19 protein-coding genes are annotated in these 19505 nt (G+C 69.9%); 15 read left to right on the top strand and 4 right to left on the bottom strand.

The window, feature by feature from the left end; translation table 11 throughout:
- Positions 1-28: 28 nt before the first annotated feature.
- Entirely contained in the window at positions 29-2845 is a 2817-nt protein-coding gene (locus NBY65_RS14770) for an ATP-binding protein (protein WP_150041653.1), read from the bottom strand.
- 358 nt (positions 2846-3203) lie between these two features.
- Between NBY65_RS14770 and NBY65_RS14765 the strand changes: the two genes are divergently transcribed.
- The 4 genes from NBY65_RS14765 to NBY65_RS14750 all read left to right on the top strand — a co-directional run bounded on the left by NBY65_RS14765 (position 3204) and on the right by NBY65_RS14750 (position 6160).
- Complete coding sequence (locus tag NBY65_RS14765; protein ID WP_162530614.1) at positions 3204-3956, top strand: response regulator transcription factor; 753 nt, start codon at positions 3204-3206, stop codon at positions 3954-3956.
- Positions 3957-4211: 255 nt separating this feature from the next.
- Positions 4212-5186 carry a M14 family metallopeptidase gene (locus tag NBY65_RS14760; RefSeq protein WP_150041651.1) on the top strand — a complete coding sequence of 325 codons (975 nt, stop codon included), beginning with the start codon at positions 4212-4214 and terminating at the stop codon, positions 5184-5186.
- 104 nt (positions 5187-5290) lie between these two features.
- A complete protein-coding gene (gene rpmE, locus NBY65_RS14755) occupies positions 5291-5518 on the top strand; it encodes a 50S ribosomal protein L31 (RefSeq protein ID WP_150041714.1) in 228 nt (75 codons plus the stop codon).
- 171 nt (positions 5519-5689) lie between these two features.
- Positions 5690-6160, top strand: coding sequence for an Hsp20 family protein (locus NBY65_RS14750; protein ID WP_150041650.1), 471 nt, complete (start codon positions 5690-5692; stop codon positions 6158-6160).
- 80 nt (positions 6161-6240) lie between these two features.
- On the opposite strand, the gene NBY65_RS14745 is transcribed toward NBY65_RS14750, so the two are convergent.
- Positions 6241-6441: a DUF1192 domain-containing protein gene (locus NBY65_RS14745; RefSeq protein ID WP_150041649.1), complete on the bottom strand. Its 201-nt coding sequence runs from the start codon at positions 6439-6441 to the stop codon at positions 6241-6243.
- 195 nt (positions 6442-6636) lie between these two features.
- Between NBY65_RS14745 and NBY65_RS14740 the strand changes: the two genes are divergently transcribed.
- The gene (locus tag NBY65_RS14740) at positions 6637-7200 is read left to right on the top strand and encodes a DUF1013 domain-containing protein (RefSeq protein ID WP_150041713.1); all 564 of its coding nucleotides are present in this window, start codon (positions 6637-6639) and stop codon (positions 7198-7200) included.
- A 174-nt stretch (positions 7201-7374) separates the two neighbouring features.
- Here the strand turns inward: NBY65_RS14740 and NBY65_RS14735 are convergent, their stop codons facing one another.
- A complete protein-coding gene (locus NBY65_RS14735) occupies positions 7375-7545 on the bottom strand; it encodes a YdcH family protein (protein ID WP_150041648.1) in 171 nt (56 codons plus the stop codon).
- A 204-nt stretch (positions 7546-7749) separates the two neighbouring features.
- Between NBY65_RS14735 and NBY65_RS14730 the strand changes: the two genes are divergently transcribed.
- The 3 genes from NBY65_RS14730 (at position 7750) to NBY65_RS14720 (ending at position 9717) form a co-directional block, all read left to right on the top strand.
- Positions 7750-7953, top strand: a complete 204-nt coding sequence (locus NBY65_RS14730) for a YdcH family protein (RefSeq protein ID WP_150041712.1) — start codon at positions 7750-7752, stop codon at positions 7951-7953.
- Between the two features lie 136 nt (positions 7954-8089).
- Positions 8090-8560 (top strand): 5-(carboxyamino)imidazole ribonucleotide mutase, encoded by a 471-nt coding sequence (gene purE, locus NBY65_RS14725; protein ID WP_150041711.1) that lies wholly within the window; start codon positions 8090-8092, stop codon positions 8558-8560.
- Entirely contained in the window at positions 8557-9717 is a 1161-nt protein-coding gene (locus NBY65_RS14720; RefSeq protein ID WP_150041647.1) for a 5-(carboxyamino)imidazole ribonucleotide synthase, read from the top strand. The genes purE and NBY65_RS14720 overlap by 4 nt, the downstream gene beginning before the upstream one ends.
- 112 nt (positions 9718-9829) lie before the next feature.
- Here the strand turns inward: NBY65_RS14720 and NBY65_RS14715 are convergent, their stop codons facing one another.
- The gene (locus NBY65_RS14715; RefSeq protein ID WP_150041646.1) at positions 9830-10405 is read right to left on the bottom strand and encodes a nucleoside 2-deoxyribosyltransferase; all 576 of its coding nucleotides are present in this window, start codon (positions 10403-10405) and stop codon (positions 9830-9832) included.
- A 149-nt stretch (positions 10406-10554) separates the two neighbouring features.
- Here NBY65_RS14715 and NBY65_RS14710 point away from each other — a divergent pair, with 149 nt between their 5' ends.
- From NBY65_RS14710 to NBY65_RS14680, 7 genes are all read left to right on the top strand, one after another.
- Entirely contained in the window at positions 10555-11769 is a 1215-nt protein-coding gene (locus tag NBY65_RS14710) for an NADP-dependent isocitrate dehydrogenase (RefSeq protein ID WP_150041645.1), read from the top strand.
- A 221-nt stretch (positions 11770-11990) separates the two neighbouring features.
- Complete coding sequence (gene rfaE1, locus NBY65_RS14705) at positions 11991-13445, top strand: D-glycero-beta-D-manno-heptose-7-phosphate kinase (protein ID WP_275266334.1); 1455 nt, start codon at positions 11991-11993, stop codon at positions 13443-13445.
- A 146-nt stretch (positions 13446-13591) separates the two neighbouring features.
- A complete protein-coding gene (locus NBY65_RS14700) occupies positions 13592-15766 on the top strand; it encodes a TonB-dependent receptor (protein WP_150044047.1) in 2175 nt (724 codons plus the stop codon).
- Positions 15767-15781: 15 nt separating this feature from the next.
- The gene (locus NBY65_RS14695; protein WP_150044045.1) at positions 15782-16825 is read left to right on the top strand and encodes an ABC transporter substrate-binding protein; all 1044 of its coding nucleotides are present in this window, start codon (positions 15782-15784) and stop codon (positions 16823-16825) included.
- Positions 16822-17835, top strand: a complete 1014-nt coding sequence (locus tag NBY65_RS14690) for an ABC transporter substrate-binding protein (RefSeq protein WP_162530809.1) — start codon at positions 16822-16824, stop codon at positions 17833-17835. The genes NBY65_RS14695 and NBY65_RS14690 overlap by 4 nt, the downstream gene beginning before the upstream one ends.
- A complete protein-coding gene (locus NBY65_RS14685) occupies positions 17832-18530 on the top strand; it encodes a GTP-binding protein (RefSeq protein WP_150044042.1) in 699 nt (232 codons plus the stop codon). Before NBY65_RS14690 ends, NBY65_RS14685 begins: the two co-directional genes overlap by 4 nt.
- Entirely contained in the window at positions 18527-19498 is a 972-nt protein-coding gene (locus NBY65_RS14680; protein WP_150044040.1) for an ATP-binding cassette domain-containing protein, read from the top strand. The genes NBY65_RS14685 and NBY65_RS14680 overlap by 4 nt, the downstream gene beginning before the upstream one ends.
- The last annotated feature ends 7 nt before the right edge of the window (positions 19499-19505 follow it).

Below are 19505 nucleotides of genomic sequence, written 5' to 3'. Positions count from 1 at the left end.
GCGCCAGGATGAGGGGGGAAGGAAACGGTCAGGCGCGTTCGAGCGGCGGCGCCGTCTCCGGGGCAAGCTGGGCGCGGATGCGCGCCGCCAGCTCGCTGCGCCGGAACGGCTTGCCCAGCAGGTCGACGCCCGGCGGCAGCCGTCCGTTTTCCATCAGCACGTTGCCAGCATAGCCGGAGATGAACAGCACCTTCAGGCCGGGCACCAGACGCTGCGCCCGCTCGGCGACATCGCGCCCGGTCATGCCGCCGGGCAGGATGACGTCGGTCAGCAGCAGGTCGGGCCCCAGCCCGTCGACGAGCCGGCGGATCGCGGTGGCGCCATCGGGGGCCGCCACCACGGTGTAGCCCAGGCCGCGCAGCATGGTTTCGGTGTGGGCGCGCACCAGGTCATTGTCCTCCACCAGCAGGATGGTCTCGTCGCCCCCGGCCACGCCCGGGCGCACCTCGGCCTCGCCGGCGCCGTCCTCGGGCAGGGCGCGCGGCAGATACAGGCGCACCATGGTACCCTGACCCGGTTCGCTGTCGATCAGCACATGTCCCCCGGACTGGCGGGTGAAGCCGTAGACCATGGACAGGCCGAGACCGGTGCCCTTGCCAGGAGCCTTGGTGGTGAAGAACGGGTCGAAGGCGCGCGCCATCACCTCCTTGCCCATGCCGATGCCGGTATCGGCGACCGAGATCATGACGTGGTCGCCGGTCCGCTCCACCCCCGCCACCGCGGCGTAGACCCGGTCGATGGTGACGTTGGCCGCCTCGATAATCAGCGTGCCGCCCCCGGGCATGGCGTCCTTGGCGTTGATGGTGAGGTTGAGGATGGCGCTTTCCAGCTCGGCCGGATCGACCCGGGTGAGCCACAGATCGGCGGGCCAGTGCATGCGCAGCGTCACCTGTTCGCTCAGCGTGCGGTCGAGCAATGGCTGCAGGCTCTGCAGCAGATCCGCGGTGGCAACCACCTGCGGCGCCAGCGCCTGGCGGCGGGAGAAGGCAAGCAGGCGGTGCATCAGCCGGCTCGCGCTTTCGCCCGCGCGCAGCCCGGCCTCGGCGAGGGTGATGTCGAGGCCACGCTCCTCCTCGGGCTCGGGCACGCCGCGCTCGCGGTCCTCGGCGCGCAGGGCCAGCAGCTCGAGATTGCCGAGGATGACGGTCAGCAGGTTGTTGACGTCGTGGGCGATGCCGTTGGTCAACTGGCCGATCGCCTCCAGCTTCTGCGCCTGGCGCAGCTTCTCCTCGGTTTCGCGCTGGGCGGTGACATCGCGGAAATACAATGTCAGCCCGCCGGCGAAGGGAAAGGCGCGCAGTTCGAACCAGGCATTCAGCGGCGGGTAGGCGCTGGTGAACACCGCATCCTGGCCGGTCGCCGCGGCCGTCTGCAGCCGCTCGGCCATCTCCGATCCGGTAAGGCCGGGGAACAGCTCCCACAGGCACGCCCCCAGCATCTCCTCGCACGGGCGCTGCAGGTAGCGGGCGGCGGCGGCGTTGACGTAGCGAAACACCCAGCCGGGATCGAGCACCACCATGCCGTCACTGATGGTGGAAAGGATCATTTCCAGTTCGGATTTCGAACGCATCGTGTCGGCAAGCAGCGTGGCGCCCTCCAGCGCCGAGGCGACGGCGCGGGCGAACTGCTCGAGCAGCAGCTCGTCCTCGGCGGTGAAGCCCTCGCCCGCGCCGCGCGTCAGCACCAGCCGACCGAGACGTTCCCCCCCGGTGCTGAGCAGCTCGACGCCGCGCTGCCGGGACGCAGGCTCGGGCGGCAACACGGGCCCGCGGCAAAGCTGCACCTCCACGCACTCGCAGGACAGCAGCGAGCGTCCGGCCGACTCGGCGCGGGCGGCGATCTCGGTGAGGTCGCGCAGCCGCGACAGGCGCTCGGAAATGGTGGCGAGCTGTGCCAGTTGGCGCATGTGGCGCAGGTTCTGGCGCTGCAACAGCACGATGCGATGGCGCAATCGCAGCCCGGCGAACAGCAGCAGGGCGAACACGCCGGCCAGCACCGCGGCGGTGGTGGTGGCCCGCCGCCACCAGCCGGCCAGCACGTCGTCGACCCCGCGCAACACGGCAAGCTCGAGCCGGCCAGGCAGCAGCGGACGAAACGCCAGCAGGCGGCGGCCGGAACCGCCCAGGACGACCGGCCCCGACACGGGCGCGTCCCTCAGCAGCGCCGCGATCGCGGGCAGGCTGGCGGTGGCGGCCGGGCCGGCGACGATGGCTCTTTGCCGATCTGCATCAAGCAGCACCAGCTCCCCCTCGCCGTCGATGCCGGCCTGCTGCGCCAGCGTCGCCAGCCACTCGCCCCCCAGCGCCAACGCGACCGCGCCGGTGACGGTGCCGTCCGGGGCGGTCAGGCGCTGCGCCAGCCACAGCACGCCGCCGGCCATGCCCAGCCAGGGAAGCGGTGCCTGGTGCTGCAGCCAGGGCAACATTTCGCGCCGCAACAAAGCCGGATCCGTCGCCTCGATCTCGCCCGTGGCGGCACGCAGCTCGCCTTGCGGCGACAGCACCACCGCCCCGCGCGCACCGATGGTGCGCGACACCATCCGGCGCAGCGATGCGGCGATGTCCTCGCCCGGCGCACCGACGCCGGCGGCGACATCGTCGAGCTGGCGTTGCGCCGCGTCGGTGACCAGGCGCGCGGCGGCGGCGGTGGCGTCGGCGACCCGGGCGAGCTCCTGCGCCGCGGCCTCGAGGGCACGGCGACGGTCGTCGAGCACGGCGGCAAGGGCGGCACCGAGCAACAACACCAGGGCCAACCCGCCGACCAGGGTGACCTCACGCGCACGGCGCCGGATCCGCCGTGGTGCCTGCAGGAAGCGGAAGAGCCGCAGGGGAATGCGATCGAGCATGAGTGCCTTCTGTCGACGGCAATACTGATAATTTCTCGCACTGTCCTGCCCTTGACGCCAAAATGCCGGACAATGCCAAAAAATGAGATGATCTCCGTGCCTCGCACGCAACAGGACGTTACGACAGAGCCGGAGCAGTTGCATCTCTCGCTTGCACATGCTCCTTCATGGAATCAATCTGCGACATCACGAGTACATGTAAGCGTGTCTCCTCACTTGAAAAACAGCCGATGGTATTTGTTAATCATTTTCCCGGCTCGCGTTCATCAGGGACACGAAGCAGCGGATGGACGGGACCGGGTGATCCTTCGGCAAGACCCGCACGTTCCCAGGCAAGATGCATGACCATCGGACCAGCATGACAGCAGAGCCTTCCCCGCCGCTGCTGATGCCCCGCGTCCTGCTGATCGAGGACAATGCGGCGGTGGCCGAAACCATTCGCCGTTTCCTCGAACGCTCGGGGATGCGCACGGCCTGGGCGCCCACCGGCGCGCGCGGCATGGAGCTGAAGAAGAGCTTCTCGCCCGATGTCGTGCTGGTCGACCTCGAACTGCCGGACACCAACGGCGTCTCGCTGATCGGCTGGCTGTCGCAGGAGCAGGACTGCGGGATCATCGTCGTGTCCGGCCGCGCCGAGGAAACCGAACGCGTGGTCGGGCTCGAGCTCGGCGCCGACGACTACATCGCCAAGCCGGTGCAGATGCGCGAGATGGTGGCGCGCATCCGCGCGGTGCACCGGCGCACGCATGGGCGCGGACCGGCCCGCGCCGCCCGCCCGTCCTCGGTTCACCAGGTCGGCCCGTTCCGTATCGACCTGCAGCGGCGCTCGGTGACCGATGCCGAGGACCGGCCGGTGGTGCTGACCGGTGCCGAGTTCGCCGCGCTGCAGACGCTGGTCGAGGCGATCGGCGAGCCGGTCTCGCGCGAGCGGCTGTCCGAGGCGGCGCTGCGCCGCCCGTGGCGGCCGGAGGACCGCAGCATCGACCAATTGATCTTCAGCCTGCGGCGCAAGCTCGCCGACGATGACCGGGGCCAGCGGCTGATCCAGTCGGTGCGCGGCGCCGGCTACGTCCTGGTCAGCGATCCCGGCCCCGCCTGCGCCGACGGCTGATCCTCCCGCCGGGGCGGCGCCGCACGCGCGGCCGATGATGCGGCCCGGGCGATCTTCAACCTTCCCCCGACGCAGCGCCGACATGCCCCCGATGACCGGGCAGGCGCGCGGTTGCCGGCGCCGCCGGCGCGTATAGACTGCCGCCATGGGAGAACAGAAATCTGGGCCTGCGGCGACTGATGCCGGCGCGGGACGGGGGACAGGGACCAATCCGTGGCATGGCGAATCCGGCCCGGCCAGGGAATGAAGGCACCGATGGAAACCCTCACCCCGACTCCGATGCCCCTGCCGCATTTCGACGTGCGCCTGCGCGCCCCCGACCTCTCCCCCTGGGAGGCCGGGAATACCGGGGTGCCCGGCTTCGTCAGCCACGCGGCCGAGGCGCCGGGCCCGCATGTGATGGTCCTGGCGCTGACACACGGCAACGAGATTGCCGGGGCGATCGTGCTGGACCGGTTGCTGCGCGCGGCGCTGCGGCCGGCGCGCGGACGGCTGACCTGCGGCTTCGTCAACCTCGCCGCCTTCCACCGCTTCATCCCCGAGCAGCCGACCGGCAGCCGCTTCATCGACGAGGACCTCAACCGCCTGTGGGACGAGGACCTGCTGGAGAGCGGCCGGCGCTCGGCGGAGCTGGACCGGGCGCGCGAGATTCGCCCGATGATCGATGCCGCCGACATCCTGCTCGACCTGCATTCGATGCTATGGCCGTCCGACCCGCTGATCCTGAGCGGCCCGACGGCGAGGGGGCGGGCACTGGCCCGCGACATCGGCACGCCCGCGCTGGTGGTGGCCGACGAAGGCCACGTCACCGGGCGGCGCATCATCGACTATGCCCGCTTCACCGCCCCCGCCGCCGAGGCCACCGCGGTGCTGGTGGAAGCGGGCCAGCACTGGGAGCCCGACACCGTCACGGCGATGGAAGCCTCGGTCGCCGGCCTGCTGCGCCATGCCGGCCTGGTGGATGCGCACCCGGCCCTGCCCCCGGCCGGCCCCGTGCCACCGCAGCGCATGGCAGAGGTGACGATGACGGTGACCGCCGCAACCGCGGGCTTCGCCTTCGTGCAGCCCTGGCGCGGCGGCCAGGTGATCGAGCGCGGCAACACCCTGATCGCGCTGGACGGCACCCGGGAGATCCGCACCCCGCACGACGACTGCATGCTGGTGATGCCGAGCCTGCGGGCAAGCCGCGGCCATACCGCGGTGCGGCTGGCGCGCTTCCTCGACGCCTGAGCGGCGTGGGCACCCCCTGCTTGCGCCTGCTTCCCCCGGCTTGTATAGGCCGCGGCTTCGCCGCGCCGGTCGGGATCGGCGCGGCCACCCAGGAGCGAGCAGCGATGAAGGCGGGCATCCACCCGGACTACCACGAGATCACCGTCATCATGACGGACGGCACGCAGTTCAAGACCCGGTCCTGCTACGGCAAGCCCGGCGAGTCGCTGCGGCTGGACATCGACCCGAAGTCGCACCCGGCCTGGACCGGCGTGCAGCGGATCATCGACACCGGGGGACAGGTGGCGAAGTTCAACAAGAAGTTCGCCGGCCTCGGCCTCAAGAAGAAGTAGCCGCTGCACCTCCTGCCACGGATCCGGCGCCGCCCCCCCTTGAACCGGGGGGCGGCGTTTTCCATATCGGGGGTGTCCGGAATGCCCAGGAGGGGTTCCGGAGCCTTCCGACAGGGCCGGCCCCGCAGGGGCGGCCCGGAAACTGGACCTTGCTCTTGCAGGAGGTTGACAATGAACGCTTTTGATTTCGCCCCGCTGTTCCGTACCGCGATCGGCTTCGACCGCCTGGTGCGCCTGATGGACACGGCGCAGACCGCAGCGGCCGACACGTCCTATCCCCCGTACAACGTGGAAAAGACCGGCGAGGACAGCTACCGCATCACCATGGCGGTGGCCGGCTTCGGCAGCGATGACATCGAACTCGTGGTCAAGGACAACACCCTGACCGTCTCCGGCCGCATCGGCAACGGCGAGGGCCAGAAGGTCGAGGTGCTGTACCGCGGCATCGCCGGCCGCGCCTTCGAGCGTCGCTTCGTGCTGGCCGACCACATCGTCGTCGACGGGGCGGACCTGGACAACGGCCTGCTGCACGTGAACCTGCGGCGGGTGGTGCCGGAAGCGCTGAAGCCGCGCCGCATCCCCGTAAATGGCTCGGCTCCCCGCCTGACCGGCGAGCCGCAGACGGTCACGCAGGCCGCCTGACACGGTTGAACCAGCCCGTGGAACCGGAGGGGGGCGCATCGCGCCCCCCTTTCTTGTGACCCTTTCCCTGGCGCCTGTGATCAGCCCGGCTTGCGGAAAAAGGCGGCGGCCGCGTCGCGATGGGAGGATTTGCGGGTGATCTCCGCCTCGACGCGGGCGATCTCGCCCTGCAGCTCCCCGATATAGGCACGCAGCTCCGCCACCCCGAGCAGATCGAGGGGCAGCGGCGCCAGACGGCGCTGCGAGGGCCGCGGCAGGTCGTCATCCTCGGCGATCACCATTTTTTCTCCTTCCCTTTCAGGCGTACAGCCCGGCGTCCGGCTTGACCGGCCGGTCATGCGAGGGCCATATGCCGCACATTCCTCTCGTTCCGGCAGGCCCGAATTCCGGCGGCGCAGCAGCCGCAGGCCCCGCGCACGAGCCCACGCCAGAACGCCACGAGACCGCCAAGGTAGCACGTCATGACCCTTCCCCTGATGCCCAAGGCGACGGCCGTCTGGCTGATCGAGAAGACGGCCCTGACCTTCACGCAGATCGCCGATTTCTGCGGCATGCACCCGCTCGAGGTGCAGGCGATCGCGGATGGCGAGGTGGCGCAGGGCATCGTCGGCTACGATCCGATCGCCCATGGCCAGCTCACCGCGGCCGAGATCAAGCGCTGCGAAGGCTCGCCGGAGGCGCGGCTGAAGCTCGCCACCAGCGCCATCCCGATGCCCAAGAAGAACAAGGGCGCGCGCTACACCCCGGTCGCCAAGCGCAACGACCGCCCGGACGGCATCGCCTTCCTGCTGCGCAACTATCCGCAGCTCTCGGATGCGCAGATCGCCAAGCTGATGGGCACCACCAAGGACACCATCCAGAAGGTGCGTGACAAGACGCACTGGAATTCCCCCAACATCAAGCCGCGCGACCCGGTGATCCTGGGCCTGTGCAGCCAGACCGACCTGCACCTGATGGTGCAGCAGGCGAACGAACGCCTGACCCGCGAAGGCCAGGCCGTGCCGGTGCCGCCGCCGCCCGAGGCGGACGAGGCAGCCTGACGCGCCACGGCGAGGGCGCGTGACGGCGGAGCGGACCATGGTGTCAGGGGATGTGAGCCAAGGGCCTGAACGGCCCCTGGCGGAATATCTGGGGGGAGCAACGACCCCCCGGGTTGGCTTCTCCGGCAGGGCCAGGGGGCAACGCCCCCGTGGCCGGTTGCTGGCGCTGCTGCCTCAGTTCGGCGGGCGCAGTCGCTCCATCTCCTCCTTTACCCGCAGCTTCTCGATCTTGAGCCGTACCAAGGTGTCCGCATCAGGTTTCGGACGGGCGTCCTCGTCGGTAATCCGAGCCTCGAGGCTTGCGTGACGCTGCTTCAGGCTCTCGATGCGGGACTGCAGGCTCATGTGGCCTCCTCTTCGGGGGATGTGCCGTCACTACTGGCACGCGGACCGGGGCCGTCCCTTTAGCAAGCGGACCACTCTTTCCCGGCTGGCCGCGTGCCATCAAATCGTAACCCACTCCCGGCGGATTTTGCCAGGGCCTCGGCATGAAAGATGCGCAATCCTGGACGCGTATGCGGACGCCACACGATATGGTAACAGATGGCCATGCTGACCGACCGTGACTCCCTGCTGCGCAAGCTGCACGAACTGCGAAGCGAGCATCGCGATCTTGACACCGTCATCTCGCGGCTGTCCGAGCACGGGGCGATGGATCAGTTGCAATTGCAACGGCTGAAGAAGCGCAAGCTGCTGCTCAAGGACGAGATCTCCTGGCTGGAATCACGCCTGATTCCCGACAGCATCGCCTGATCCGCCGGCAGTGTCTTCCCCAGCCGTGCCCCCCCAGACCGTGGCCCCCAGGGCCGTGGAGCCCGAAGACGTGGAATCGCAGGACGTGGTCCCCTCCAACCAGGACAGCGGGGCCGCGCCGCTGGTCGGCCTCATCATGGGCAGCCAGTCCGACTGGGCGACGCTGCGTCATGCCGCCGAGATGCTGACGCGCCTTGGCGTGCCGCACGAGACGCGCATCGTCTCCGCCCACCGCACCCCCGACCGGCTGCAGGCCTATGCCACCGGCGCCCGCGCGCGCGGGCTGAAGGTGATCATCGCCGGCGCCGGCGGCGCGGCGCACCTGCCCGGCATGTGCGCCGCCTGGACGGCGCTGCCTGTCCTCGGTGTACCGGTGGAGAGCCATGCGCTGAAGGGGATGGATTCATTGCTCTCGATCGTGCAGATGCCAGCCGGCATACCGGTCGGCACGCTGGCGATCGGGCGAGCCGGGGCCGTCAACGCTGCCCTGCTCGCCGCAGCGATCCTGGCCACCGCCGACCCGGCCCTCGCCCGTCGCCTGGATGCGCTGCGGGCGGAACAGACGGAGGCCGTCGCCATGGAACCAACGGACCCGGCGGACGCATGAGCACCGCGCTCCCGCCGAATTCCACCATCGGCATCGTCGGCGGCGGCCAGCTTGGCCGCATGTCGGCACTCGCGGCCGCGCGGCTCGGCTATCGCTGCCACGTGCTGACGCCAGAGGCGAACAGCCCGGCGGGACAGGTGGCCTCCGGCGTCACCCTCGGCGAGTACGAGGACCCGGTGGCGCTGCGCGCCTTCGCCGCCGCGGCCGACGTGATCACCTTCGAGTTCGAGAACGTCAGCGCCGAGGGACTCGACCTTCTGGCGGCGCTGAAACCGGTCCGACCGGCCCCGGCGGTGCTGCGCATCAGCCAGTACCGGCTGGCGGAGAAAAGCTTCCTCAACAGCATCGGCGTGCAGACCACCCCCTGGGCGGCGGTGGACAGCCTGCAGGAACTGCGGGAGGCGGTCGCGCGCATCGGCCTGCCGGCGGTGCTGAAGACCGCCCGGCTGGGCTATGACGGCAAGGGTCAGGCGCTGCTGCGCACGCCGGACGACCTCGCCCCCGCCTTCGCCGCGCTCTCGCCCCGGCCGCTGATCCTGGAAGGCTTCGTCGACTTCTCGGCCGAGATCAGCGTGGTGGTGGCGCGTGCCTCCGACGGCAGCATGGCGGCCTTCGACACGGTGGAAAACAGCCACCGCGACCACATCCTCGACACCACCCTCGCCCCCGCCCGCGTCCCGGAGCGAATCGCCCAGGCGGCGCAGGCGACGGCACGGCGGGTGGCCGACGGGCTCGACCTGATAGGGCTGCTCGCGGTGGAGATGTTCGTCACCGCCGACGGCCGGGTGCTGGTCAACGAGATCGCGCCGCGGCCGCACAATTCCGGGCACTGGACCATCGACGCCTGCCCGACCAGCCAGTTCGAGATGCATATCCGCGCCGTCGCCGGCCTGCCGCTGCCGCCGGCGGTGCGGCATTCGGACGCGGTGATGAAGAACCTGATCGGTCCCGGCGACATGGCGCTCTGGACCGAGATCGTCGCCACCCCCGGGCTGATCCCGCACCACTACGGCAAGGTGGAAGCCCGCCCAGGCCGGAAGATGGGGCATGTGACGCGACTGTTCCCCAAGGGCGGCCTGCCCGGCGCCTTCGGCATCGCCGCCGCCCTCGGGCCGCTGGCCCCCCGGACGACGGCGACCGAGGAACCCGGCATCTGATCCACCGCCAGTGATGGCGTGATGCAGTGATGTAGGGCGGACGCAGTCCGCCAACGCCAGCCGGCCAGCTTGCGGAGGCTTGCGATGGCGGACTGCGTCCGCCCTACGCCTGCTATCCCCGCTGCCCCAGCGCGGTCGCCAGGGCGGCCACGCAGGCTTCGAAGGCGGACAGGTCCGACCAGCGCCCCTGCGCGGGCGGATCGGCCACGAACAGCGCCCCGCCCGAGGCCAGCACCGCCCCGTCGATCATCAGGTTGTCGCGCAGGGCGAAATCCTCGAGCAGCATATCCTCCCCGTCGCGCCAGCCTGCCTCGGTGCAGCGGGCGAAACCGTTGAGAAAGGCCTGGGTGCGATCGGCGAACAGGCGCGGGTCGTTCGACCAGCCGAAGACCGGGCGGCCGAGCGCGCGCATGAACCCGACCTCGAACACCGTGCCGGCATCGGCGCTCGGGCCGCGGAAGGGCGTGAGATTGGCGATCAGGGCAACGCAGGAGCGGATATGCGCCTCGTTGCGCAGGGCAATCCGCCGCGCCTCGGCCAGGGCGGCCCAGTCGGACGGTTCGTCGGCCAGGGCATCGAGCGGCGAGACACCGGTCAGCCCATGCCGCCGGCACACTGCCTTGAGGGCGGCGGCGCGGTCGAGCGGGTCGGGCATGAAGACATCAGGTCCGGCGAGATAGACGCGCATGGGGTCGAGCCTGCCCGGGAACGGCCTCTGGGGGAAGCGCCGGCTGCCACCGCGCCGGGCCTTGTGCGGGCGCGGACGGGGTGGCAGAAGCGCGCGTTGCGCCAAAGACGGGGCTGCACTGGGCAGCCGGGCAAATTCAAGAGGGCGGAATGGCGAAAATCAAGGTGAAGACCCCGGTCGTCGAACTCGACGGGGACGAAATGACCAGGATCATCTGGGGCTTCATCAAGGACAAGCTAATTCTCCCTTATCTTGATATCGATCTTAAGTATTACGATTTAGGTATTGAGCACCGCGACCAGACCGACGACCAGGTCACCGTCGATGCCGCCAACGCCATCAAGCAATATGGCGTCGGCGTGAAATGCGCCACCATCACCCCCGACGAGGCCCGCGTCGCCGAGTTCGGGCTCAAGAAGATGTGGCGCAGCCCGAACGGCACCATCCGCAACATCCTCGACGGCACCATCTTCCGCGAGCCGATCATCTGCAGCAACGTGCCGCGGCTGGTGCCGCACTGGACCCAGCCGATCGTCATCGGCCGCCATGCCTACGGCGACATCTACCGCGCCACCGAGACCAAGATCCCCGGCCCCGGCCGGGTGAGCCTCACCTACCAGCCCGCCGACGGCGGCCCACCGCAGGTACTGGAGGTGCACGACTTCAAGGGGCCGGGCGTGATCCTGGGGATGCACAACACCCGCGCCTCGATCGAGGGTTTCGCCCGCGCCAGCTTCAACTATGGCCTGCTGCGCAACTACCCGGTCTACCTTTCCACCAAGAACACCATCCTCAAGGCCTATGACGGCATGTTCAAGGATGTGTTCCAGGAGATCTACGACCGCGAGTTCCGCGAGAAGTTCGAGGCCGCCGGCCTGACCTACGAGCACCGCCTGATCGACGACATGGTCGCCTCCTCGCTCAAATGGAGCGGCGGTTATGTGTGGGCCTGCAAGAATTACGACGGCGACGTGCAGAGCGACACCGTGGCCCAGGGCTTCGGCTCGCTCGGCCTGATGACCTCGGTGCTGATGAGCCCGGACGGCCAGACCGTCGAAAGCGAGGCGGCGCACGGCACCGTCACCCGCCACTACCGCGAGCACCAGAAGGGCCGCGAGACCAGCACCAACCCGATCGCCTCGATCTTCGCCTGGACCCGCGGCCTGGCCTATCGGGGACAGTTCGATGGCACCCCGGACGTGACCGCCTTCGCCGATACGCTCGAACGCGTCTGCGTCGAAACGGTGGAAAGCGGATTCATGACCAAGGACCTCGCGATCCTGATCAGTCGCGACCAGCCCTGGCTGAATACCCAGGACTTCCTTGGCAAGATCGACGAGAATCTGAAGAAGGCGATGGCCTGAAGGAAGACGAGGGCTCTGCCCTCGACCCGGCAGGGGCCACAAGGCCCCTGCACCCCAAAAGCGCTGCGCGGCACAGAAAATCGGGTTCCAAGGGCGAAGCCCTTGGTGGAGGTCCAGGAGGCGAAGCCTCCTGGTAGGGCGCGGGGCAACGCCCCGCCACACTTGCGTGAGGCTGCGCCTCGTACCATAGGATTTGCGCAGCAGCAGTGCCGGAGGCCGTCGTGAGACTCGATTTCGCAGCATGCCGCATCGCCGTCGTCGGCGACGTGATGCTGGATGTCCACATCGATGGCCACGCCACCCGCATTTCCCCCGAAGCCCCGGTCGCGGTGATGCGTCCGGCCTCGGAGCGGCGCGCCGCCGGCGGCGCGGCCAATGTCGCCGCCAATCTTGCCGCCCTCGGCGGCTGCGTGCGCCTGGTCGGCATCGTCGGTGCCGATGCCGAAGCGCACATGGTATGCGACCTGCTTGCCGGGCTCGGGGTGGTCGATACTTCGGGGTTGGTGACCGATCCCTCGCGCCCCACCATCACCAAGACCCGCGTCGCCTCCGGCCACCACCAGTTCGTCCGCATCGACCGCGAGGACAACCGCCCGCTCGATACCGCGCCGCGCGAGGCACTGATCGCCGCGGTGCAGGCGGCGGCGCGCTGGGCGCAGGTCATGGTGATCTCCGATTACGGCAAGGGCGTCTGCGCCGATGCGGTGCTGCATGCCGCCATCGCCGCGGCGCGCGCCGCCGGCTGCCCGGTGCTGGTCGATCCCAAGCGGCGCGACGTTGCCGTCTATGCCGGCGCCGACCTGATCACCCCCAATCGCCGCGAGCTCACCGAGGCGACCGGCCTGCCCTGCGACACCGACGCCGAGGCCGAGCGTGCCGCCGCCGCCATGATCGCGATCACCAATGCCGCCGTGCTGCTGACACGCTCGGAACTCGGCATGTCCTATTTCGCCCCGGGCACGCCGCCGATCCACCTGCCCACCGCTGCGCGCGAGGTGTTCGACGTCTCCGGTGCCGGCGACACCGTGGTGGCCACGCTCGCCCTCGGCATCGCCGCCGGCCTGCCCATGGCCGAGGCCATGCGCCTGGCCAACGAGACCGCCGGCATCGTCGTCGGCAAGATCGGCACCGCCGTGGTCACGCGCGCCGAGCTGCAGGCGGCGCTCGACCGTGCCGCGCATCCGCGCCGCATGCCCCCGCCCGGGGTCGTCGCCCTGGCCGACGCGATCCGCCAGCGCGAGGCATGGCGGCGGCAGGGGCTGGTGGTCGGCTTCACCAATGGCTGCTTCGACCTGTTGCATCCCGGCCATATCTCGCTGCTCGAACAGGCCGCCGCCGCCTGCGACCGGCTGATCGTGGCACTCAACAGCGATGCCTCGGTGCACCGGCTGAAGGGGCCGTCGCGACCGCTGCAGACCGAGGCGGCCCGCGCCCGCGTGATCGGCGCGCTGCGCCCGGTGGACCTCGTGCTGCTGTTCGAGCAGGACACGCCGCTTGCCGTCATCGAGGCGCTGCAGCCGGACGTGCTGGTGAAAGGTGCAGACTACACCATCGACACCGTCGTCGGCGCGGATGTGGTGCAGGCGGCTGGCGGGCGCGTCATCCTGGCGACGCTTGAAGAAGGGCAATCGACGACGCGCCTGGTGCAGCGGATGGCGGGGGAGCCGACGGGCTGATCCAGGGGCGCTTGAATCACCGCCGCCGGATGATTAACGTTCCGACGACACACTGACAGCGCGCGCCGATCCGCCGCGCCGGTCCGATCACGGCCTGAGCCGTTCCTGAAGCACTCGTCCGCACTCGCGTGCGGAGCGGTGGGAACATGATGGCCGTTTCTTCATTCTCAACTCGGATCACATCCCCTGGTGCGGCGCTGGCTGCCTGGCTGCTGGGCAGTGGCAGCGCTCTGGCCCAGGGCGCCGACGCGCCGGGCCAAGAAACCTGGGTGGATCCGGTCGTGGTCTCGGCGCCGCCGCGGGAAGCGAGCGGCGGCGCCGGGGACGGCTATCGCCGGGCCCGCGTCGATCTCGGCCCGCTGGGCAACCGGCCGAAACTGGAAACGCCTTATTCGATCCAGGACATCTCCAGCCCGATGATGGAAGCGGTGGGCGCACGCACGCTCAGCGAGGCCATCCGCTATTTCCCCTCCGCCCAGATCGAGGCACGCGGCGGGCTGGATGTCGGACGGCCGCAGAGCCGTGGCTTCCAGGGCGACATCGTCCAGAACACCCGCATGGACGGGCTGAACGTGTTCGGCGTCACCGCCTATCCGATGGAACAACTGGAGGCAGTGGAACTGCTGCAGGGGCTGTCGGGGGCGCTCTATGGGCCGGCCGCCCCGGCCGGCACCTTCAACTACATCCTCAAGCGGCCAACCGAGGAGCCGTTGCGCAAGCTGTCCCTGGGCTTCGACAGCGCCGGCATCGGCACCGTGCACACCGATGTCGGCGGGCAGGTCGCCCGGTTCGGCTACCGCCTGAACGGCCTGATCGCCGATGGCACCGGCTATGTCGGCGGCAGTCACCTTCGCCGCGAGATGGTCAGCGGCAATTTCGACCTGCACGTCTCCGATGCCACCACGCTGGAGCTGAACGCCAGCCATTACCTGCAGATCGCCAACGGCTATCCCGGATCGTTCTCCTACAGCCAGACCACGCCCCTGCCCGCCGCACTCGATCCTACGAAGGTCGGCTATGGCCAGAGCTTCGCCGGCCAGCAGCTGGAGACCAACATCGTCAGCACCCGCCTGCGCCACAGCTTCTCCGACGACTGGTCGGTGACCGGGGGGGGGCTGCACCAGGAAGCGACCCGCATCCTGTATGGCGTCACCAACACGCTCGCGAGCAACGCCAGGACCTACACATCTTCCATCAGCACCAACATGTCCGGCACCACCACGGTGGACAGCATGCTGCTCTACCTGAACGGGCGGGTGCGCGGGCTCGGGCTCACGCATGACCTGATGCTGGGCAGCAACGGCTTCCAGCAGACCCAGTTCACGCCACGCTATACCCGCAGCTACACCCTGGGCAGCGCCAGCCTGTACGCCCCCACCGTGTTCAACCCGCCGGCCTGGCTGGATGTGGGACCGAAATACCGCTCCGGCCAGAACCGCCAGTTCAGCCTGATCGCCGGCGACACCATCACCTTCACCGAGCGCTGGTCGGTGCTGGCCGCGTTCAGCCAGGACTGGCTGCAAGGGGCGAGCTGGGACACCAGCGGAACGAAGACCTCGGGCTATCACCAGAACGGAATCAGCCCCACCGCCAGCCTGATGTTCCGGCCGCTGCCGGACATGATGCTGTACTTCACCTATGCCGACAGCCTGCAGAAAGGCGACACCGCGCCCACCTCCGGCGTCGCCAATGCCGGCGAGATCCTGCCGCCCTATCGCAGCGAGCAGTTCGAACTGGGCTGGAAGGCCCGCATGGCCGCGGTGGACCTGGCGGCGGCGTTGTTCCGCATGACCCGCCCCTTCGCCTATACCGGCAGCGACAACGTGTTCCGCGAACAGGGCACCCAGGTCAATTACGGGCTGGAGCTTTCGGCCAAGGGCAACCCGGTCGAGGACCTGACGGTGTTCGGCGGCGTCACCCTGCTCGACCCGGAACTGACCGACACCGTGAGCCCCGCGACCAGCGGCAAGCTGGTGGTCGGCGTGCCGCGCATCCAGGCCAATCTCTACACCGAATACCGGGTGCCGGCGCTGCCGGGGCTCGCGCTGGAGATGAACCTCCACCACACCGGCCGGCGCGCCGCCAACGACACCAACACCACCTGGGCGGACGCCTACACCACGCTCGATCTCGGCGCCCGCTACGCGACCGATCTCTGGGGCCGGGACGTGACCTGGCGACTCGGGGTGAAGAACCTGTTCGACGAGCGCTACTGGGTGTCGGTGTTCCCGAGCAGCATCAACGGCACCAATGCCGGCAATGCCAGTGCCTTCCTCGGCGCGCCGCGCACCGTCTGGGCGGCGCTGCAGGTCCGGTTCTGAGGAGGAGGGGGAAAGATGATGATCCTGCGCCGGATCGCCCGCGCCACCCTGTTCGCGGCCGCGCTGCTGCTGGCCGCGTCCCCCGCCCGGGCGCGCGAGGTGGTGGACATGAGCGGACGGACGATCACGCTGCCGGCCGACATCCACCGCGTGTACGGGGCGTTCTCCTCCGCCGTGGCGATCATGGCGGCGATCGCCCCCGACCTGCTGGCGGGCAGCTATTTCGACACCACGCCGGACCTCGCCCGCTTCCTGCCGCCCGGCTTCGCCGCGCTGCCGCGGCTGTCGGTCAGCGGCATCCAGACCACGAACCCTGAACAGTTGATGGCGGCCGGCATCGACCTCGGCGTGGTGCTGGACGGCACCGGGCTGTCGGAGCAGGTGCGCGCCACCATGGCCCGGCTCGGCAGGCCGGCGGTGGCGGTGGCGGCCGAGCGGCTGGAGCAGTACCCGGCGACCTTCCGCTTCCTCGGCGCGGTGCTGCAAAGGCCAGAACGCGGCGAGGCACTGGCACGCTATCTGGAAGAAACCGGCGCCCGCGTCGCCGCCGCGCTGCGCGACCTGCCGGACGGGCAGCGGCCGCGTGTCTACTACGCCGAATCCCCCGACGGGCTGCAGAGCCAGTGCGACGGCTCCGCCCGGGCCGAGGTGATCGGGCTGGCCGGCGGGCGCAACGTGCTGCACTGCGCGGCCGCCAACAGCTTCGCCGCCACCGCCACGATGACCGCGGAGACGGTGCTGCTGCTGGACCCGGACGTCATCCTGGTGCGCTTCCCCCGCACCGCCACGATGTTCCTGACGGAACCACGCTGGCAGACGCTCGCGGCGGTGCGCAGCCGGCGCGTGCTGGTGGTGCCGTCGCTGCCGTTCAACTGGATGGACCGGCCGCCCTCCTACATGCGGATCATGGGGGTGCAATGGCTGGCGGGCCGGTTGCACCCGGATCGGTACAGGATCGATCTGCCAGCGGAAACGCGGGCGTTCTTCCGTCTGTTCTTCGGCGTCGCCCTGACCGATGCCGACCTGCACCTGCTGTTCGCCGGCACCGCCGCGCCATGAGCGGCGACGAACCGGCCTTCCCGGAGGAGGAAGGCGGGCCGCGGCGGCGCCTGGACTATTTCGGCCATGTGTTCCCGCCGCTGCGCCGGATGGTGCGCCAGCATTTGCATGAAGGCTTCGAACGGGAGCGGCGCCGCAGCGGCCTGACCGCCGCCTGGTACGTGCCGGCCAGCCTGGACAGCCCGGACTGCGCCTGGGTGCACGAGACCGAGGATGCGGACTGGTTGCCCGGCCTGCTCTCCGATGCCGGGCTCGGCCGCTTCACGCGGCCCGGCTTCACCACGCGCTGGCAGCAGGCCGGGCTCTACCAGCCGCGACCGCAGCCGGCGCTGCGTCCCGATCTCGCCGCGGCGGGGCTCGCCGATCCGCTCGGGGTTTGCGAGGTGTACGGCGCCGGTCCCTGGGTAATCCTGGCCGACCGCGCCCGTCTGCGCGGGCGCCCGGTGCCGCAAGGCTGGGAGGACCTGCTCTCGCCGCAGTACCGCGGCGACATCGTTGCCAACGGCAGCGACGGGCGGCTCGCGGGCGTGCTGCTGTTCAACCTGTTCGTCGATTTCGGCCTGGACGGGCTGCAGGCGCTGGGCGCGAACATGTGGGGATTCCGCGGCGGTGCGCAGATGGCGCGCAACCTGGGTTCCGGCGATCCGGAGGGCGCCGCGCTGGCGATCCTTCCGTATTTCTGGGCGCTCAACAACATCCATCGCGACCGCGTGGCCCTGGTCTGGCCGCGCGAGGGGGCCTACGCGGTGCCGTTGCTGCTGCTGCGCCGGCACGACGCCCCGCCGGCGGCGCGGCTTGCGCATGCGTTGCTGACCGGCCGGGACTGGGCCGGCCGGATGGAAAGCGCGGGCTGCGCCAGCAACCGTGACGACAGCGGCGGCGCCCCCCTGCCCGGCCCCTTGCGCTGGCTGGGCTGGTCGCACGCCCGCGGCCTCGATTTTCCCGGATTGCACCCGCTCTGCGACGCCGCGCTGGCGCGGGGCGCCCTTGGCATGGATCTGAAACGATGAAGCTGGTGACGGTCGCCGGCCCGCCTTCGTCGGGCAAGACCTCGGTCATCCTGCGGGCGCTGCGGCATCTGCGCGCGGCGGGGCTGCGGACCGGGGTGGTGAAGTTCGATTGCCTGACCAGCCTGGATGCGGCGGCCTATGAGGCCGAGGGCATCCCGGTGCTGACCGGGATTTCCGGCAACACCTGCCCGGACCATTATTTTGTCACCAATGTCGAGGCCTGCGCCGCCTGGGGCGCGCGCCAGGGACTCGACCTGCTGGTGAGCGAGACGGCGGGATTGTGCAACCGCTGCGCGCCGCATCTGCGCGGCTTCCTGGCGATGTGCGTGCTGGACAACCTCTCGGGCATCGACACCCCGCGCAAGGTCGGGCCGATGCTGCGCACCGCCGACCTGGTGGTGGTGACGAAGGGCGACATCGTCAGCCAGGCCGAGCGCGACGTCTTCGCCTTCCGCATCCGCCAGGTGAACGCGCGCGCCGAGATCCTGTTCGCCAACGGCATCACCGGCCAGGGATGCCGGGAAGTCGCCATGCTGTGGCGGGACGCGCCGGAGGAAGCGGCGCTGACCGGCGGGCGCCTGCGTTTCTCCGTGCCCGCCGCGGTCTGTTCCTACTGCTTCGGCCAGACCCGCATCGGCGCGGAGTTCCAGCACGGCGTGATCCGCCGGATGCGCATCGAGGAGCAGGAACCATGACCGGCGCCGCGACCATGACGGTGGACACGGACTTCCTGCGCCGGCACGGCCTGCCCGTGCCGGCGGCCGCGTGTTCGCTGCAGGACTACTGGCAATCGCTCCCCTGGGAGGTCAGGGACGGAGGCGGCTGGACCCTGGCGGCCCTGCAGGAGCAGTTGCGCGCCTTCCTGGCCGCGCGCCCTGCCGGCGGCGGCATCACGCTGGAATGCCTGGAGGTGACGCAAGGCTGCGACAAGGACGGACAGCCGGAAGCGGTCCCGCTCTGCCTGCGGCCGGGCGAGGTGGTGGCCATCGTCGGCCCGACCGGCTCGGGCAAAAGCCGTCTGCTGGCCGACATCGAATGCCTCGCCCAGGGCGACACGCCGAGTCGCCGGGTGGTGCGGGTCAACGGCGCGACCCCTGCCCCGCGCATGCGCGTCTCGGCCGAGGCGCGGCTGGTGGCGCAGATCTCCCAGAACATGAATTTCGTGCTGGACCTGCACGTCGAGGACTTCCTGTCCCTGCACGCCGAAAGCTGTGGCGTCGCTGATCCACGGGCGGCGGCGCGGACCGTGCTGGACGCCGCCATCGCCATGGCCGGCGAGCCGTTCACCGCCGCCACGCCGCTGACGCAGCTGAGCGGCGGCCAGTCCCGCGCGCTGATGATCGCCGATGCCGCCCTGCTGAGCGCGAAGCCGGTGGTGCTGATCGACGAGATCGAGAATGCCGGGGTGGATCGCCGGCAGGCGCTGCGCCTGTTCACCAGCCGGGGCAAGATCGTGCTGCTGTCGACCCATGATCCGCTGCTGGCGCTGTCGGGCGCGCGGCGCGTGATCATCCGCAACGGCGGCATCGCCGCGGTGGTCGCGACCTCGCCCGAAGAGCAGGCGCTGCAGGCCGAGTTGCAGGCGCATGACCACCGCCTCGCGAGGCTGCGTGATGCGGTGCGACGCGGCGAGACGCTGCTGCCCGCCTGGCAGCAAACCTGAATCCGGT

Origin of the sequence: Rhodovastum atsumiense (assembly GCF_937425535.1) — a bacterium.
Taxonomy (GTDB): Bacteria; Pseudomonadota; Alphaproteobacteria; order Acetobacterales; family Acetobacteraceae; genus Rhodovastum; species Rhodovastum atsumiense.
The sequence above is the reverse complement of the archived record's forward strand: the minus strand, read 5'-3'. Positions and strand labels throughout refer to the sequence as shown.

What these genes read in the sequence shown, in the direction of transcription:
- NBY65_RS14770 (WP_150041653.1), bottom strand. Translation starts at nt 2,845, where the DNA reads ATGCTCGATCGCATTCCCCTGCGGCTCTTCCGCTTCCTGCAGGCACCA.
- NBY65_RS14765 (WP_162530614.1), top strand. Translation starts at nt 3,204, where the DNA reads ATGACAGCAGAGCCTTCCCCGCCGCTGCTGATGCCCCGCGTCCTGCTG.
- NBY65_RS14760 (WP_150041651.1), top strand. Translation starts at nt 4,212, where the DNA reads ATGGAAACCCTCACCCCGACTCCGATGCCCCTGCCGCATTTCGACGTG.
- rpmE (WP_150041714.1), top strand. Translation starts at nt 5,291, where the DNA reads ATGAAGGCGGGCATCCACCCGGACTACCACGAGATCACCGTCATCATG.
- NBY65_RS14750 (WP_150041650.1), top strand. Translation starts at nt 5,690, where the DNA reads ATGAACGCTTTTGATTTCGCCCCGCTGTTCCGTACCGCGATCGGCTTC.
- NBY65_RS14745 (WP_150041649.1), bottom strand. Translation starts at nt 6,441, where the DNA reads ATGGTGATCGCCGAGGATGACGACCTGCCGCGGCCCTCGCAGCGCCGT.
- NBY65_RS14740 (WP_150041713.1), top strand. Translation starts at nt 6,637, where the DNA reads ATGCCCAAGGCGACGGCCGTCTGGCTGATCGAGAAGACGGCCCTGACC.
- NBY65_RS14735 (WP_150041648.1), bottom strand. Translation starts at nt 7,545, where the DNA reads ATGAGCCTGCAGTCCCGCATCGAGAGCCTGAAGCAGCGTCACGCAAGC.
- NBY65_RS14730 (WP_150041712.1), top strand. Translation starts at nt 7,750, where the DNA reads ATGCTGACCGACCGTGACTCCCTGCTGCGCAAGCTGCACGAACTGCGA.
- purE (WP_150041711.1), top strand. Translation starts at nt 8,090, where the DNA reads ATGGGCAGCCAGTCCGACTGGGCGACGCTGCGTCATGCCGCCGAGATG.
- NBY65_RS14720 (WP_150041647.1), top strand. Translation starts at nt 8,557, where the DNA reads ATGAGCACCGCGCTCCCGCCGAATTCCACCATCGGCATCGTCGGCGGC.
- NBY65_RS14715 (WP_150041646.1), bottom strand. Translation starts at nt 10,405, where the DNA reads ATGCGCGTCTATCTCGCCGGACCTGATGTCTTCATGCCCGACCCGCTC.
- NBY65_RS14710 (WP_150041645.1), top strand. Translation starts at nt 10,555, where the DNA reads ATGGCGAAAATCAAGGTGAAGACCCCGGTCGTCGAACTCGACGGGGAC.
- NBY65_RS14700 (WP_150044047.1), top strand. Translation starts at nt 13,592, where the DNA reads ATGATGGCCGTTTCTTCATTCTCAACTCGGATCACATCCCCTGGTGCG.
- NBY65_RS14695 (WP_150044045.1), top strand. Translation starts at nt 15,782, where the DNA reads ATGATGATCCTGCGCCGGATCGCCCGCGCCACCCTGTTCGCGGCCGCG.
- NBY65_RS14690 (WP_162530809.1), top strand. Translation starts at nt 16,822, where the DNA reads ATGAGCGGCGACGAACCGGCCTTCCCGGAGGAGGAAGGCGGGCCGCGG.
- NBY65_RS14685 (WP_150044042.1), top strand. Translation starts at nt 17,832, where the DNA reads ATGAAGCTGGTGACGGTCGCCGGCCCGCCTTCGTCGGGCAAGACCTCG.
- NBY65_RS14680 (WP_150044040.1), top strand. Translation starts at nt 18,527, where the DNA reads ATGACCGGCGCCGCGACCATGACGGTGGACACGGACTTCCTGCGCCGG.